The sequence below is a fragment of the Pseudomonas sp. H9 genome, from assembly GCF_004353925.1.
Taxonomy (GTDB): Bacteria; Pseudomonadota; Gammaproteobacteria; order Pseudomonadales; family Pseudomonadaceae; genus Aquipseudomonas.
This window is the reverse complement of record NZ_SMOK01000011.1, coordinates 395693-412133: the sequence shown is the minus strand read 5'-3', so window position 1 is coordinate 412133 and position 16441 is coordinate 395693. Positions and strand designations below refer to the sequence as shown.

Below are 16441 nucleotides of genomic sequence, written 5' to 3'. Positions count from 1 at the left end.
AGAATCGCTTAGTGACGCGTTTGCGCTTTCCACCTAACTACCTGTTTCAAAAGCATTAAATCAGCTTGGCACACAATTTGTCTGGTCGCTTGGATAACAACAAAAAGGAGATCCACTCGTGAGTGACCTACGATTCGATTCACGCTGGCGATGGGGGCTGGGGTTGTGCCTGTCTTGTGCGCTGCTCTGGTTCCTGCCACAAACCGGCAACCTGCTGTTGGTGCTGGTGGCCGTACTGATTGCGCTGGGCACACTGCGACCGTCGCGGCGCATTGTGCTCTGGCAGTTGGCCTTGATCATGCTCTTCGGCGCTTGTTTAAGCCTGATTCTGCACCTGCTGGCTGACCATTTCCATTTGCGCTACATCTGGCTCTACAGCAGTGCGGCGTTGCCGGCTTACCTGAAAATCGCCAATCTCTGGGGCGGGGACGAAGGTACGGTGCTCCTGCTAGCAACCATTTGCATGACCATCGGATTGCGCAACGCGTCGTTACCCGGGTGGGCCGGGCGCGCCAATGCTCTGGTTGCTGCCTGGTACGCACTGGCCGCCGCTTGGCTTGGGCCCTTCACCGCAACACCGTCGGACTGGCTTGCCGCTCAAACGAGCCAAGGCATGAATGCGCATTTGCAGACCATTTGGATGGCGTTTCATGCGCCGCTGATTCTTGCTGCTTACGCGTGGGCAATAGCCCCCGCCGGTGCCGCGCTCGATGGATTGGGGCGCGCCAGCGGCGCGTACGGGCGGATTGCGTCCACCTACAGCAGGCGCGCCTGGCTGGTACTGACCGCCGGTATCGGCATGGGCATGGTCTGGGCGCTTGAAGACTTTACCTTTGGTCAGCTCTGGCACTGGGACCCGGTACAAACGGCCGCCTTCGCGGTGTGGGCGATGCTTGGGGCTGTCTTGCATGGGGCTCGGCGCTGGCGCGCAATGGGCAACAATTGGCGACTGCTGCCGATACTGAGCCTGCTGACCGCAGCATTAGCTTGCATTGCCATGTCGGTGACGCGCAGCGAGGTCGTGGCCAGCTCGCACCGCTACATCGGTACGACTTCTTGGCTGAGCCATCTGGCATTGGCGGTCGTCATCCTTGGGTTGATGGTCGGCTATGCCTGGAAGGCGTTTACGCGATCAGTCCCGAGGGTGAAGAAGATACGCCGGTCGGCCTCTGACTGGGGCCTTGATCTCTCGATGTGGTTGTTTGCCGGTGCAGCATTGCTGGCAGTCGCTGCGCTACTCAGCGCGCATATTGGTGAGTGGCTGCAACTTGAGAAAGCCTCGGAGCTCAAACCCTTCTTCGAAACGCTGGTCACCTGGGCCACTGCTGAAGAGTTGGCGGGATTGCGCAGGGCGTTCGACCATTGGGATGTCAATGGTCACACGCTCGGCATATGGCTGACGCCGGTGATCATGTTGCTGGGCTTACTGGGGGGCTGGGTGTTTCTGCGCCGGTGCATGCGCACACGGATCGCCAGCGTCATCACCTTGGTCATGAGCCTGTGGGTGGCGCTGACCGCTTGGCGCGGTGCCTGGCTGACCTCGCGCTACACGGGGGAAGGGGTATTGTCGCAAAGCATTGTCGACGTGCTGCCCTGGCTGGATGCGGCCTTGCTCGCGGCAATGTTCTTGCTCTCAGCATGCGTGGCTTGGGGCGCATCAGTGCTGTGGCGCAGCCGCCGACTCGGAACGCTGCGCCACACAGGCCCTCTGGCATTGATTCATGGCGGGGCGGTGGTAGCCCTGATCGGCGGTCTGCTGGCAACTGCGCTCAACTCTTATATGCCGATCAATATTGCTTCCGCTTCTGCACCGCAGGAGTGGCATCGAGTAGCGGACCAGATGCAGGTACGCATTCTGCCCCTGAGCAGTGAGGCGAACTTCTCGGGTTACCAGGCGGTGGCCCAGGTGGAGTTACGCAGCGAGGGCCAGGTGGTCGCCGGGCAAGCCTTGTTTCAGGATCGGCGCGAATTGCCGCCGGGCTATCAGGGTCCGGTTCGGCAGCTGTGCGAGATACTTGATTACCGTTATGCACGTCACGTGGGCGACCCGGGTTATGTACTGCACCCCTTCATTGTGCGTGGCTGGGCGCAGGACCTGCAGGTATGGGTACCGGCTTCGCCACGGTTGATGCAGGTCGGCAGCCAAGCTGAAGGCAGCAGCCATGAGATTCAGGGGGTCGTTGTGATCCGGCGCTATCCGTTTGTATCGCTGGTCTGGGTTGGCTTGTCGGCGATGGTGCTTGGCATGCTCGCAATGCCAGGCCACGGTCATGCTTCCCGAAACGAGACACCGGTGTCTCAGAGTTAGACAGTGATCGCGAAATAAGACGCCGTCATGCGTGTGTAAAGCCAGCCTGTCCATGCCATTTATAAGTAACTAACTGTTATGTAAGAGAAAAAATATCTTGGCATGTGATGTGCTTTACATGATGCAGATGTGCTGAATAGCCCTTCGCCGGGCGCGGAAGATTTATAACAACAATACCGTGGAGGCTTGACCTTGAAGACAACACGACTCCGGCATTACCTGAGTGCTTGCACGCTGGCCATGATGGCCAGTGCGACATTGCAGCCTGCGTTTGCAAAGGATGGCCAGGCCATTCTCAACGCCAAGTGCATGGCCTGCCATACCCCTGAAGGCAATGATGCTTTGAGCCGGATCAGCCATCAGCGCAAAACACCCGAAGGGTGGTTGATGAGCATTGCGCGGATGCAATTGATGTACGGGCTGAAAATCAGCGATGAGGATCGCCGGTCGGTGGTCAAGTTCCTGGCCGACAAGCAAGGCCTGGCGCCCAGCGAAACTGAAGGCGTGCGCTACGCCATGGAGCGCCGTTTGAACACCGTCGAGAAGATCGACGAACCCCTCAACCAGATGTGTTCCCGTTGTCACTCAGGCGCGCGATTCGAGCTACAGCGTCGACCGCTCAAAGAATGGGAGCGTCTGGTGGACTTCCACCTTGGCCGCTGGCCATCGCTGGAATACCAATCGCTGTCCCGCGACCGCGACTGGTACGGTTTGGCACACAAAGAAGTCGCACCGCTGCTGGCGAAAAACTACCCATTGGAAAGCTCAGCCTGGAGCGAATGGCAGAAGAACAAACCCAAAGCTGAAGTCCTGCCCGGGCAATGGAGCTTCAGCGGCCACATGCTGGCCAAGGGTGATGTGCATGGAGTGATGACGGTGACTCAGGATGCCGGCGATACCTTCAAGGTCCAGGTCAAGGGGCAGTATGCCGACGGCACCCCGTTCAACGGCGAGGGCTCGGCGATTCTTTATAACGGTTATGAATGGCGCGCCAGCCTGCAGCTTGGGGATGTGCGTATGCGTCAGGTGTTTGCGGCCCTTAACGGCGAGATGAAAGGGCGTATGTTCGAAACCGAGCATGATGAGCGTGGTCTGGATTTCAGCGCAGTAAAAAATGACAACGCCAAGCTGCTGGCGGTGCAACCGGCTTTCATCAAGGCCGGGAGCGAAGCTGAGCTGACCTTGGTGGGCAGCGGCCTCTCCGGCACGCCGGATCTGGGTGCCGGTGTCGAAATCCTGAAAGTGCTGGAAAACACCCCGCAGAAACTGCGCGTCAAAGTCAAAGCTGCCGCTGATGCTGTGCCGGGCGCGCGCAGCGTGGTCCTGGGTTCGCTCAAAGGGGTTGACTTGGTGGTGTACAAAGACATCGACCAGGTCAAGGTAGTGCCTGAGTATTCCATTGCCCGGGTCGGTGAAAACGGCGGTGCAACACCTAAGGTGCAAGGCCGCTTTGAGGCTGAGGCCTGGGGCAAGGGCGCTGATGGTCAGCCTTACCGCATCGGTTATCTGCCGGCGAAATGGACGGTCGAGCCGTTCGATGAGCAAGCCAAGGAAGATGAAGATGTGAAGTTTGCCGGCGACATGCAGCCTGACGGCGTGTTCGTACCCGGTGGCGCCGGCCCGAACCCGCAACGCAAGATGATGACCAACAACGTTGGCAACCTGAAGGTGATCGCCCAACTGGAGGACGGCGGCATGAAAGGTGAAGGACAACTGATCGTCACGGTCCAGCGCTGGAACAATCCGCCGCTGCCATAACCGCTAGAGGCTCGGGCGGGGTTGCCCCGCCTGGAATCGTAACGACGATTTAGCACATTTCCGGGAGATCGCCATGGTCGCAATCTTGAATCTGGTCGAGCGTAACCTGCACGAAGTGCGGGTGGACGACGATCGCATGCTGTTCCACATTCCGAGTAGTTCGCTGTTCGCTACCGACGACGTGACCGGTGACATCATCGACGCCTTGCGCACGCAGAGCTGTACATCGGAAGACCTGGTGCAACGTTTGGCCGGGCGCTTCGCCGGGCAGGACGTCAACGAAACCTTGCGCGAACTGATCGCGCTTGAGCTGGTCAGCGATGGTTCACCGCTGACCCCCGAACTCGGTGTCAGCAGGGTAGAGCGGACGGCGCTCAATACTGTGGTACTGAACGTCAATACCGGCTGCAACCTCAGCTGTACCTACTGCTACAAGGAAGACCTGGACAAGCCTTCGGCCGGCAAGAAAATGAACGCGCAAACCGCTGAAGCTTCGGTGGAGATGCTGCTCAGGGAGTCGCCGGATGAGGAGCGCTACAGCGTGGTGTTCTTCGGCGGCGAGCCGTTGTCCAACCGACCGTTGATCGAGCACATGGTCGATTACTGCGAGCGTCGTTTTGCCGAAGCAGGCAAGCAGGTGGAATTCATCATGACCACCAACGCCACGTTGCTGACAGAAGAGATCATTGACTACCTCAATGCCCACCGCTTTGGCCTTTCGGTGAGTATTGACGGGCCGAAGACCGTGCACGACCGCAACCGCATTACCGTTGGTGGGCAAGGCACTTATGACGTGGTGCGGCGCAAGGTCGATTTGTTGCTGTCACGCTATCGCAGCCGTCCAGTCGGCGCACGGGTGACGCTGACCCGTGGCATCACGGATGTAGAGACGATCTGGAATCACCTGTTCAATGAGCTGGGATTTGCCGAAGTCGGCTTTGCCCCGGTCACCTCCGGTGATATGTCTGATTTCAACCTGACCAATGAAGAGCTGGTCGAGGTCTTTGCCAACATGAAGGCCTTGGGCCGGCGCTACCTGGAAGCTGCGCTGGAGCACCGCAATATCGGCTTCTCCAACCTGCATCAGTTGATCACCGACATCCATGAGGGGCAAAAGAAAGCGCTGCCCTGCGGTGCCGGGCTGAAAATGCTGGCGGTCGACCACAAGGGTGAACTGAATCTCTGTCACCGCTTCACCGGTTCGAGCATGCCGACCTTCGGCAACGTGCATGGCGGGGTGAAACAGGCTGAGTTGAACGACTTCCTCTCTCAGCGCCTGGACCGTACTGGTACCGGCTGTGACAGCTGTCATATCCGCAACTTGTGCTCCGGCGGTTGCTACCACGAGAGCTATGCCCGCTATGGCGACCCGACACATCCTACTTACCATTACTGCGAGCTGATGCGTGACTGGGTGGACTTCGGTATCGAGGTCTACAGCCGCATCATGGCCGTCAACCCGGCCTTCATCAGCAGTTACATCTCTCCGCGGAAGGCGCATTGACATGAAACATCTGAAGCCGCTCAACAATAAAGCATTGATTCTCGAACAAGCTGCTGCCGAAGATCGTCTAGAAGAAGTCGTGGCCATGAGCAGCGTAGCCGGATGCACGGCGACCACCGATCCAGGCTGGGAGGTGGACGTGTTCGGAGGGGTCGCTTCGCTCTGTCAGCCGATGGAGGCTGACCTCTACGGCTGTTCTGACCCATGCTGGTGGCCGGCACAGGTGCCGGACATGATGAGCACCTACCAGGATTGGAACAAGGACGGGCAGAGTTCCGGTGAAGGCTGGCGCAGCCTCAGCACCGTGTTCCCGAACGACAAGTGACCTGATGACAAGAATAAAAAAGGATACCGCTATGAAGCTTCAGTTCATCGGCCGTCTGGCTGCCACGAGCATGTGTCTGTTTGCCATCTGTACCGCTACCGCTGTCAGTCTGGCGTTCGGCGTGCCAAGCGTGGTCGCTGCCGAGAGTGGGCCTGCGCTCAAACCCGGTAGCGAATACCTGCTCGCCACCAATTACCCGAACAACTTGCATTTGATCGAGGTCGCAACCGACAAGGTCTACAAAACCTGCCAGATGCCTGATGCCTTCGGCCCTGGTGCTGCCCAGGTAGCACCGGACAAGAAGACCGCCTACGTGCTCAACAATCACTACGGCGATATCTATGGCATCGACTTGGACACCTGCAAGACGGTGTTCCATGCGCGTTTGGCATACAAGCCGGGCGAGCAGGCCAAGTCGATGCTGTCCCTGACGCTCAGCCCGGATGGTAAGGAGCTGTACACCGTTGCCAACCCTACGCAGATACTCAACGACCACTATGCGGTACAGGCGCCACGTTTGCAGGTGTACGCCACTGACGCTGGCCTCAATGCCCAGCCAGTGCGGACTTTTCCGGTTCCACGGCAGATTTCCATCATGCAGGCCGGGGACGACGGTAGCTTGTACATGGCCGGTCGCGACATCTACAAGCTTGATGTAAAGACCGGGCATTACAGCATCGCGTTGCCTACCGGCAGCTGGAAGCGCCCGCTCTACAGTGCGCCGGATTTGCTGTACATCTGGTCGCATCAAAGCCCGCTGCGAGATTTCTCGCTGCTCTATACCGCCGCGAAATTCAAGGACGACAAACAGGATCCGGCCACGGCTGACTATGTGTACGGTTTTGTCAGCGTCGATTTGGCCACAGGCAAGACGCAGACGCAGGATTTTGCTCCGTTGACGGAAGTCTATTTCACCGGCATGCGTTCGCCCAAAGACCCTAACCAGATGTTCAGCGTACTCAATCATCTGGCCAAGTTCGACATCAAGGAGCAGAAGCTGATCAAGAAGTCCAACCTGGCGCATTCCTACTACTGCATCAGCTTCAACAAAGCCGGCAGCAAGCTTTACCTGACCGGGACCTTCAATGACGTTGCAGTCTATGATCCAGAGAGCCTGGAACGGGTTGGCACCATCAATCTGCCGGGTGGTGACATGGTCACCGGTACTGCGCAGGTCTTTACACGCTAAACCTTTCCGCGCCAGGCAGCGGCGCGTTAGTGAGCAATAGCAAACTACCCGGCGCACTCCGGGTAGCTTGCTGTCTGAACTGTTTTGAGCGTCTGACGACAAGCCGTCGACGATAGCCCACAACAAGCATAAGGGGCATCTATGAATCACCTGAGCTATACCCAGGGGCGGCAGGACAAGGACTTGCTTGACATGACCATTGGTGCGGCGTTCGATGCCACTGTGGCCCGATTCGCCGCGCGCGAGGCGCTGGTCGTCCGTCACCAAGGGCTGCGTTACAGCTGGCAGCAGCTGTTCGATGAGGTTGAACGCCTTGCCCGCGCGTTGCTGGCGCTGGGCCTTGAACGTGGCGATCGCCTGGGAATCTGGGCACCCAACTGCGCGCAGTGGTGCATCACCCAATTCGCCAGCGCGAAAATCGGCGTCATCCTGGTCAACATCAATCCCGCTTACCGCAGTAACGAGCTGGCGTACGCACTGAGCCAGTCGGGTTGCCGCTGGGTCATCTGTGCCGATGCCTTCAAGACCTCGGACTACCACGCCATGCTACTGGAACTGGCGCCGGGTCTGGCGGCGTGCACGCCGGGCGAACTGGCATGCGAGCATCTGCCGGAGCTGCGCGGGGTGGTCAGCCTGGCCAGTGAACCGCCCGAGGGCTTTCTTGCCTGGCAGGCACTGTTGGCGCGGGCCGAGGAGGTCAGCCCGGCGACGCTGGCGGCGCGCCAGGCCAGCCTGCGCTGCGATGAGCCGATCAACATTCAGTACACCTCAGGCACCACCGGCTTTCCCAAAGGCGCGACCCTCAGTCACCACAACATCCTCAACAACGGCTACCTGGTCGGCGAAAGCCTTGGCCTGACCGAGCACGACCGCCTGGTGGTGCCGGTGCCGCTGTATCACTGCTTTGGCATGGTCATGGCCAACCTCGGCTGCATGACCCATGGCGCCACCTTGATTTACCCCGGCGATGCTTTCGATCCACTGACCACCCTGAGCGCCGTGGCTGAAGAACGGGCAACAGCGTTGTATGGGGTGCCGACCATGTTCATTGCCGAGCTCGATCACCCGCTGCGCCACACCTTCGACCTGTCCAGCCTGCGCACCGGGATCATGGCCGGGGCCAACTGCCCGATTGAAGTCATGCGCCGGGTCATTGATGAAATGCACATGAGCGAGGTGCAGATTGCCTATGGCATGACCGAAACCAGCCCGGTTTCGCTGCAGACCGGCCCGGATGATGACCTTGAGTTGCGAGTCACCACGGTTGGCCGTACTCAGCCACATCTACAGAGCAAGATCATCGACAGCGCTGGCAACTGTGTGCCGCGTGGCCAAGTAGGCGAGTTGTGTACGCGTGGCTATAGCGTGATGCTGGGCTACTGGAACAATCCGCAGGCCAGCGCCGAGAGCATCGACGCCGAGGGCTGGATGCACACCGGTGACCTGGCGAGCATGGACGAGCAGGGCTATGTGCGTATTGTCGGGCGCAGCAAGGACATGATCATTCGCGGTGGCGAGAACATTTATCCGCGTGAACTGGAGGAGTTTTTCTCGACGCATCCGGCAGTGGCTGATGTGCAGGTGATCGGGATTCCCTGCAGCCGCTACGGCGAAGAGATTGTCGCCTGGATCAGGCTGCACCCCGGTGAGGGCGTTGATGAAGCACAGTTGCGCGACTGGGCCAAGGCCCGCATCGCGCATTTCAAGGTGCCGCGCTATTTTCGCTTTGTGGAGCAGTTCCCGATGACCGTCACCGGCAAGGTACAGAAGTTTCGCATGCGCGAGATCAGCATCGAGGAGTTGCAGTAGGAGCGGGCTTGCCCCGCGATTGCGATTTGTGAGTTACATCGCAATCGCGGGGCAAGTCTGCTCTCATCAAACAAGTTATAAGATATTGATATCTAAGGTTATTCGCGGGGTCAGGGGAAAATAGAAAAACGTCGGTTGGCTTTGGCTTAGAGAGCTTATCCACTGGGTGGGGTGGATTTGCTGGCCCCTTCCGCCCTTACGGCGGGTCCCTTTTGTCTTGGCAAAAGGAACCAAAACCGTTGGCTCCTACATCCGGCCCTACGCTGCGCTCCGGGTCCCCTCGCTCCGGCGCCTTCCAGGCCCGCGCGGCCTACGACTTGCTTCGCCAAGTCTACATCTCGCGCCTTCGGCATAGCCGAAGGGTGCTGACGCACCTGGCCCTCCAGGCACCTCCACTCGGCCTCCTGAAGTCGCTAAGTTACGGGCAGCGCCTGTACTGGCGGTATCTTCGATAGCGGCAAGCTTGAAGCTCCAAGCTTGAAGCTTTTGTGGACTCGATAGTCCAGACGCTGCGGCTTGCGACTTCTGCTCTCATCAAACAAGTTATAAGATATTGATATCTAAGGTTATTCGCAGGGTCAGGGGAAAATAGAAAAACGTCGGTTGGCTTTGGCTTAGAGAGCTTATCCATTGGGTGGGGTGGATTTGCTGGCCCCTTCCGCCCTTACGGCGGGTCCCTTTTGTCTTGGCAAAAGGAACCAAAACCGTTGGCTCCTACATCCGGCCCTACGCTGCGCTCCGGGTCCCCTCCCTCCGGCGCCTTCCAGGCCCGCGCAGCCTACGACTTGCTTCGCCAAGTCTACATCTCGCGCCTTCGGCATAGCCGAAGGGTGCTGACGCACCTGGCCCTCCAGGCACCTCCACTCGGCCTCCTGAAGTCGCTAAGTTACGGGCAGCGACTGTACTGGCGGTATCTTCGATAGCGGCAAGCTTGAAGCTCCAAGCTTGAAGCTTGAAGCTTTTGTGGACTCGATAGTCCAGACGCTGCGGTTTGCGACTTCAGGAGGCCGAGTGGAGGTATTGCGTAGTGAGGTGACGGGCAGGAGCCCGTCAAGCGCTTCGGGCCATGGATGGCCCGTTAGCGCGGTCCTCGCGGGAGCAATGCCGGAGCGAGGGAACCCGGAGCGCAGCGTAGGGCCGGATGCAGGAGCGAGCGGTTTTGCCTACTTTGCCCAAGAGCAAAGTAGGCCGCCGTAAAGGCGGAAGGGGCCGGCAAGGCCGCCCCACCCAATGGATAAGCTCTCTAAGCCAAAGCCAAAGCCAAAGCCAAAGCCAAAACCCCGGCATTTTCGTTCTTGTCTTCTGAAGGCGGCAGGCCATACCCGGCCAGCCGCCATTTGCTTTTCAACATGTCAGTGCCACTGCAGACCTGAAGTCATGTGCTTAATGTTTGCTGCGCGACAGCGCAGCCCGGAGGACTGGGTGATCTCCCACAGAGGTCCCCAGCCCTATTGAGGCGTCGACAGGTAGCCCGCCGAACTTGGCACTACGAGCAGTTCGCCATTGCCGATGGCATTAGCGATCCGTTCGAGATCGTCAGCGTCCTCATTGATCAGCTCAACCAGGTTCATGGCGCGGTAGGCCAGCCTGGCAGTCGGGACCAGTTTGCTCATTTCCAGCAGCAGTTCGGCAGCCGCTTCGGCGTTGAACGAAGCGGTACGCACGGTATGCAACACGTAGCGGGTATTGAATTTCATCGGAGCATCTCCCCACCGTGCACAAGGCAGGCCTTGCGCACGGTCAAACAGGTTCAGAACAGCTTGAGGAAGTTGATGTACAGGCGCGGCGCTTTGCCGTTGTCGTCATCGAGCTCTTCGGCTGAGACTTTGTGGGTCAGGGGGAAGGCCAGCTCCGGCGAAATATAGGTGTCCTTGAACACTTGGAAGTGTACGCCCACACCCGCCGATGACAGGCTCTCGGTGCTGGTCCAGCTTGGGTCTTCGCTCCAGACCTTACCGAAGTCCCAATAGCCGTAGTACTGGGTAGGCACCGTCCAGTTGGCCAGGGTATGCAGGCGGTTGTACTGCAGTTCGGCCTTGGTGGCGAAGCCTCTGTCACCGGTGATCTCCGACGGGTCATAGCCACGGCCAAACTCGCTGCCACCAACGCCGAACTGCTCGGGGCTGAGCAGGGCCTGACCGAATGAAGTCTGGGCAGTCATCGCCAGGTACAGGTTCAGGCCCTCCATCAGGTGCGTGAGGTCTTGCATACGTTGCGCGTCGACCTGGAGTTTGGTGAAGTCGGTGCGACCGCCTTCGCGGGACGGGTTGGCGCGGCCTTCATTACTGGCACCGAGAATATCCAGGCCCTTGCTCAGCTCGGCTTTGAGCAGGTTCTTACCGCCATAGTTATCGGCAAAATCGTAGCTGGCCCCCAGGCGCAATGCGCGGATACGGTCGTCGCTGGACGGCGGATTGTCAGGGTCGTCCAGGTATTCCGATTTACCGTTGAAGTAGGTCAGCGCCAGTGAGGTCTTCAGGGTTTCGTCGCGCTGACGGATCCACGGCCGGGTAATGCGTACGGCCAGGGTGTCGCCCGAGCTGTTGGCATTGAGGAACGAGAAGGTGTCGGCATGCCCTTCGTTATGCTGGGCCAACACACTGAGCACGTCACCTTGGGCGCCGACCGGCAACTCGTACTGGCCTTCGAAGAAGGTCATCTTGTTGCCTTCGATCGACTTACCGGCGCGGATGCCCAGGTGATCGCCGTTGCCGCTGAGGTCATTGATGCCGAAACCACCGTAGGCCTGCCAGGGGCCGAAGTAGCGGCTGTCTCGGTTGTCAAAGCCAATGAAGCCCTCGTATTTGCGTTGCTCGTTCTGCACGGTGAGGTCGGTGCCGTTGGCCACTGGCGAGGCGGAGAGCACCGCGCGACTGTCGTTGCCGGACACATCGTTCATCAACAGCAGGTTGCGCTCCAGCGTTGCACTTTTGGGTGGTACCTCCTGGCGAATGTTATCGGCGTAGCGCTCCAGGGCTTTGTTACCGGGGCCTTTGAAACGCACTTCATTGACCTTGCCTTCGAATACCTGAATCAGCAACTGCCCACCCTCCAGACGCTGTTGGGGTACGTAGGCGCGCGCCAGCAGGAAGCCGGCCTTGCGGTAACGCTGGGTGATCTGAGCCGCTACCGCATTGACTTCGGCCAGGCTCACCTGGCGCCCTTGCAGGCTGCGGGCGAGCGGGTCGAAGGTACCGCTGGGATAACTGTCGGCCCCGCGAATCACCACGCGACTGACGTTGAAGCGCCGGGTATCACCGGGGGTTGCCTGCATCTCAGCAGGTTCTGGCCCGACGTCGGGTGTGACGATGGCGTCCGGTAACTGCAATGTGCCGGGCATTTGCAAGGTCGGGGTGCGGCTGCCATCGGGGTTGGGCAGCTCTACACGCCCAGGGTCAAGTTGGCCACGTGGCCCGGCATGCACTGCGCCGGTAACCAGCAGCAGTGCGGAACAGACGGCCAGCGTCACGGCCTTGAGGTGGCTAGGAAAGCGTTTCATGATTATTTCTCTCCCTTGGCAGGGCTGCTGATGTCGTGAGGTATGACGCTGCGGTTCCAGTCGGGAACGATGAAGCGGCCGTCTTTGAGCAGGCCGTTGGCGTAGGTCAGCACGTCGCTGAGTTCCGGGGTGGTACTGACTTTGTCGCCGTAAGCGCGCGGCTTGCAGATCAGTTGCACGGCATAGGTGCGGATCACGGCGGGCGATACCGAGTAGTTGGCAGACACCGCTGATGGCGACTCCAGCGCCGTGCAACGCACGTTGCCTGGGGCCTGGGCCTGCACCGGAGCAGGGCGCTGCGGTACGGCCGGGTCGGTCGGCTCGATCACCGGGCCGCTGATGGTCAGCGTGCCGTCCTGGAACACCACGTTGTAGTTGGCGCCGGCAGTGAACTGCTGACCTTGGCCGATGCCATAGGCACCCGGTGCCTCGCCGGCGTCGCGGGTCAGGTTGCCTTGGGCGATGTCGGCACTGTCGCCGTTTTTCATGCCACTGACCGAATAGGTCAGGCGTGGGTCAGGCTGGCCTTGTTGCTTGCTCTTGTCGTCGGCCTTGACCAGCAACTGTGCCGGGGTGATCTGCAGGTTGCCGTCGCGGAACACCAGGGTGTAGTTGTGGCTGCTCAGGGCCAGGTTGCCTTGACCGATGGCGTAGCCTTCGGGGCGCACGTTCTCGCCACTTTCGCGTTGCAGCGCGCGGCCATTGAGAACCGCCGCAGCACTGTCGCCGTTCTTCAGGCCGCTGACCGAGTAGGTCAATGCGGGGTCGGCGCTGCCGTAAGTCTTGGTTTTGTCATGAGCGTTGACCACCAGCGGGGCAGGGGTGATGTGCAACAGGTCTGACTGGTAGCTGATCCGGTAGTTGCCGGAGAGACTGCCGACACTGCCCTGGCCGATGGCGTAGTCACCGACATTCGCACCGGGCGCACGATTGAGTGCGCCAGCCACCAAGGTACCGGCTTGTTCGCCGAATTTCTGGCCGCTGACCTGGTAGGTCAAGGCTGGGTCGGCGTTGCCATACACCTTGGTTTTTTCGTCTGCTTTGACGACCAGCTCGGCGGGCGAGACGGTCAGGGTACCGGCGTTGTTTTCCAGCCCGTAGCGGCCTTGGGCGCGGGCGTCCTGGTTGACCTGGTTAGTAATGGCATAGCCGCCGGGTTTAACGTCACTCTGCGCTGTGGCCTGGGTAGTGGGTGTGCCTACCTGAGTGCCGCTGCGGCCGAGTTGCTGATTGACATAATCGTCGACCCCCTTCACGGCCTGGGCGTTGGCGTTGTACTCGGTACGAGCGCTCAGTGCCGGGTTGTTGTCACCGTACTCGCGTGTTGCGTCGTTCGCAGTGACGGTGACCTTGGCAGGCGCGGCGCTGTTGATGATCACACCAGGCTCGTTGGTTTTATCCACCGTTTCGTAAAAATGTACCCGGGCACGTTCCAGTGTCTGCTCGCCGCTTTGCAGGGACGGGCCATTGGCGTCTGCTTTTTGCAGCCAAGGGGTGTCGTTGATCAGGTTGGCAATCAGCGCTTGTACGCTGTCGTATTTGCCGCCAAGGTTGACCACCAGTTGCTGGCTGCTGCCATTCTGAGCGTTGTGCTGGATTTCTTTCTGGTCGGTTGCGCCAGGGGCGTAGGCGTACGACTCCACCCCCCAACCGGGTTCATGCAGCGTAGAAACCACTTGCAAGCCGCCGTTGGCACCGAAGGCGAAACCGACCGGGGCAGTGGTAACTACCGGCGAGCCACCGGGGTCGGTGCGGGTCACTTTGACCAAGTTGCTGTCGCTGGCATCGGGAGTGATCTTCCAGGCCACCCCGGCACTGTCGGTAAAGCTCAGGCCGTTGACCAGGTAGTCCGAGCTGTCGAGGTAGTTGAGCAGCACGGCCGGATCAAGTTCGCGGTAACCGCCTTTGCCGTCGGACGTGACGAAGCCGGTGGCTTCGAACACCAGATAGTCAAAGCTTGCGCCATTTTCTGCCTTCAGGTTGATCGTCTGGGTGCCTGCGCCGTAGGTTACGTTGGGGTCGGCAACCACGTCTTGATAACCGCGGTATTCCAGTTGCTGGGCGGTGACGCCCGTCAACTGCTCATTGGAATAAGGTGAGGCAACCGTTCCGGTGTGAGTGACGCCGCTGGCGTTGGTCTGGTTGAAACGGAACACGCCGTTGCTGGCCTTGCCGGCCAGGGTACCGGCATAGTTGAGGTTGCTTTCCATGCGCACACTGGCGCCTTCCAGCGCGACCTTATCGCCCATCAGTGCGGTGCCGGGTTGCTGGACGATCGAGGCAACGTTGGAGGTTTTCAGCCAGGCGATGCCCTGGCCTACGTCGATGATTGCGCGCTGGCCGTAATCGGCGCCGGTGTTGTTCAGGCGAATGTCGCCGGTGGCCGCGATGAACAGGTTGCCGTCCTTGAGCAGTATCGGGGCATTGATGTACACCGATCCGCTGGTACTGGACAGGTCTGTGCCGCTGTAGCCTTTGCCTTGTTGCGGATTGCCGGCGGCGATCAGCGCCAGGGTGTGTTTGCCATTACCGTCCTGGCCGATGTTGGTGGCGATGATTGCCGTGTTGACGTTGATCCGTTCACTGGCCGACACCTCGACGTTACCACTGGCCAGGCCGTTGACGATGGCCTGGGCAGACACGTTCCACAGGTCGGCGGTGCTTGGGCCCTGGGCGACTCCGCCCGTGACACCAGTGCCCGGATCGGCGCTGGCATCGGCCACAATGTTCACGGTTACCGGGTCAAGCAGCCATTTTCCGGCAACTTTGCCAGAGGTATCGACCTTGGCATCATTCGTCACTTGCAGTTGCTTGCCGGACGTTTCGACGACACCGCCGCGTGCCACGCCTTTGGCGCTGGCGCTACCGGCGAAGCGGGTCTGGCCGTCGGACCAGACCACCACTTGGCCTCCGTTGGTTTTGCCATCGGCCTTGAGCTGAGCGCCTTTGGCCACCGTGGTACGCGTGGCCGCCGGTTCACTGCCTTTACCTTGCAGGCTGCCACCGACCAACACCTTACCGCCCGCACCCTGGCTGCCGGAGGCATCAAGGCGGGCGCTGCTGGCCAGATTGACCTCGTCGCCGAGGGCTTTGACGGTACCGCCCGTGGCGCCTTTGGCGCTGAGTGTGCCGCTGACGTTGGTCTGCGCGGCACTGCCCAGGACAATGGTGCCGCCTTGCTCATTGACCGCGTCGGCAACCACATTGCCGCCAACGTTGATCACCGAATCGAGGTGGCGGGCGGCGCGTTCGGCGCTCATGGCCACCACGCCGTTACCCACATCGATCTGGCCGCTGTTATGAACGCCGCCTTTGACGTCGGCGTTGACGCTATCGCGACCGCCGGGTTCACCGCCTACGGCAATACTCAGCAGGCCATCACCGTGAAAGTCCAGGGTGGCCTGCGGGCCGGTGGCCAACTGAGCGGTGCCTTTGCGCGCCTGAATCACACCGTGGTTTTCAACCTGGGCGCCCAGCAGGGCGACCATGCCGTTGTCGTGCACGGTGATGCGCCCTTCGTTGCGCACCAGGCCTTTGAGCTGGATGTCCAGTTTGCCGTTGGCGGCAAATTCTTTGGCCTGTTTGTCGGTGACAAAACCGGCGCTGGCCACCAGGGCGCTGGTCGACACGTGAGCGTTAGGGCCGAGCCAGACCCCATTAGGGTTGACCAGAATCAACTGGCCGTTGGAGGTGATCGTGCCGTAGATCTTCGACGGATCGCCGCCGATCACTCGGTTTAACGTAACCGAACGGCCATCGGGTTGTTTGAAGGTGATGCGGTTGTCGGGGCCGACATTGAAGCGCTGCCAGTCGATGGCGGTCCGTGGCCCGGACGTGTTGACTTCCATGTTCGGGCCGCTTTGGCTGATGCTGGCCGCACCGCTGACCACCTGGCCGCCTTGTGGAAGGCTGCCGGCACTTGCGGTAGTGGCCAAGGCAATGGCGATGCAAAGACAGCTCAGTCGCAGTCCGTGGCCGCCCGGTGCACGATGTTTCATTGCAATTCTCCCAGAGGATTTATCTGGGAGACATCATTGGCCTTCGTACCC

General features: G+C 60.1%; 9 protein-coding genes. 6 read left to right on the top strand and 3 right to left on the bottom strand.

The annotated features are described in order from the left end of the window. Window positions 1-118 precede the first annotated feature (118 nt). The 6 genes from ccsA to E1573_RS09715 all read left to right on the top strand — a co-directional run bounded on the left by ccsA (window position 119) and on the right by E1573_RS09715 (window position 8893). The gene (gene ccsA / locus E1573_RS09740; RefSeq protein ID WP_256659508.1) at window positions 119-2308 is read left to right on the top strand and encodes a cytochrome c biogenesis protein CcsA; all 2190 of its coding nucleotides are present in this window, start codon (window positions 119-121) and stop codon (window positions 2306-2308) included. 240 nt (window positions 2309-2548) lie between these two features. After that, on the top strand, window positions 2549-4066 hold the full coding sequence (gene peaA, locus E1573_RS09735) for a quinohemoprotein amine dehydrogenase subunit alpha (RefSeq protein ID WP_133213346.1): 1518 nt from the start codon (window positions 2549-2551) through the stop codon (window positions 4064-4066). 73 nt (window positions 4067-4139) lie between these two features. Continuing rightward, window positions 4140-5570, top strand: coding sequence for a quinohemoprotein amine dehydrogenase maturation protein (gene peaB, locus E1573_RS09730; RefSeq protein ID WP_133213000.1), 1431 nt, complete (start codon window positions 4140-4142; stop codon window positions 5568-5570). A gap of 1 nt (window position 5571) precedes the next feature. Beyond that, window positions 5572-5895: a quinohemoprotein amine dehydrogenase subunit gamma gene (gene qhpC / locus E1573_RS09725; RefSeq protein ID WP_133212998.1), complete on the top strand. Its 324-nt coding sequence runs from the start codon at window positions 5572-5574 to the stop codon at window positions 5893-5895. Between the two features lie 31 nt (window positions 5896-5926). Further along, the gene (gene peaD, locus E1573_RS09720) at window positions 5927-7084 is read left to right on the top strand and encodes a quinohemoprotein amine dehydrogenase subunit beta (protein ID WP_256659507.1); all 1158 of its coding nucleotides are present in this window, start codon (window positions 5927-5929) and stop codon (window positions 7082-7084) included. A gap of 141 nt (window positions 7085-7225) precedes the next feature. Beyond that, window positions 7226-8893, top strand: coding sequence for an AMP-binding protein (locus E1573_RS09715; protein ID WP_133212996.1), 1668 nt, complete (start codon window positions 7226-7228; stop codon window positions 8891-8893). Between the two features lie 1448 nt (window positions 8894-10341). Here E1573_RS09715 and E1573_RS09705 read toward each other — a convergent pair. Genes E1573_RS09705 through E1573_RS09695 form a run of 3 tightly spaced genes read right to left on the bottom strand, consistent with a single transcriptional unit; the run spans window position 10342 to window position 16390 of the window. Then, entirely contained in the window at window positions 10342-10590 is a 249-nt protein-coding gene (locus E1573_RS09705) for a hypothetical protein (protein WP_133212992.1), read from the bottom strand. 53 nt (window positions 10591-10643) lie between these two features. Then, window positions 10644-12392 (bottom strand): ShlB/FhaC/HecB family hemolysin secretion/activation protein, encoded by a 1749-nt coding sequence (locus E1573_RS09700; protein ID WP_133212990.1) that lies wholly within the window; start codon window positions 12390-12392, stop codon window positions 10644-10646. 2 nt (window positions 12393-12394) lie between these two features. Beyond that, on the bottom strand, window positions 12395-16390 hold the full coding sequence (locus E1573_RS09695) for an MBG domain-containing protein (RefSeq protein ID WP_133212988.1): 3996 nt from the start codon (window positions 16388-16390) through the stop codon (window positions 12395-12397). Window positions 16391-16441 lie beyond the last annotated feature (51 nt).

Excerpts from the sequence above, each read along its gene's own strand:
- peaA (WP_133213346.1), top strand. The coding sequence starts at position 2,549 with ATGATGGCCAGTGCGACATTGCAGCCTGCGTTTGCAAAGGATGGCCAG.
- peaB (WP_133213000.1), top strand. The coding sequence starts at position 4,140 with ATGGTCGCAATCTTGAATCTGGTCGAGCGTAACCTGCACGAAGTGCGG.
- qhpC (WP_133212998.1), top strand. The coding sequence starts at position 5,572 with ATGAAACATCTGAAGCCGCTCAACAATAAAGCATTGATTCTCGAACAA.
- peaD (WP_256659507.1), top strand. The coding sequence starts at position 5,927 with ATGAAGCTTCAGTTCATCGGCCGTCTGGCTGCCACGAGCATGTGTCTG.
- E1573_RS09715 (WP_133212996.1), top strand. The coding sequence starts at position 7,226 with ATGAATCACCTGAGCTATACCCAGGGGCGGCAGGACAAGGACTTGCTT.
- E1573_RS09705 (WP_133212992.1), bottom strand. The coding sequence starts at position 10,590 with ATGAAATTCAATACCCGCTACGTGTTGCATACCGTGCGTACCGCTTCG.
- E1573_RS09700 (WP_133212990.1), bottom strand. The coding sequence starts at position 12,392 with ATGAAACGCTTTCCTAGCCACCTCAAGGCCGTGACGCTGGCCGTCTGT.
- E1573_RS09695 (WP_133212988.1), bottom strand. The coding sequence starts at position 16,390 with ATGAAACATCGTGCACCGGGCGGCCACGGACTGCGACTGAGCTGTCTT.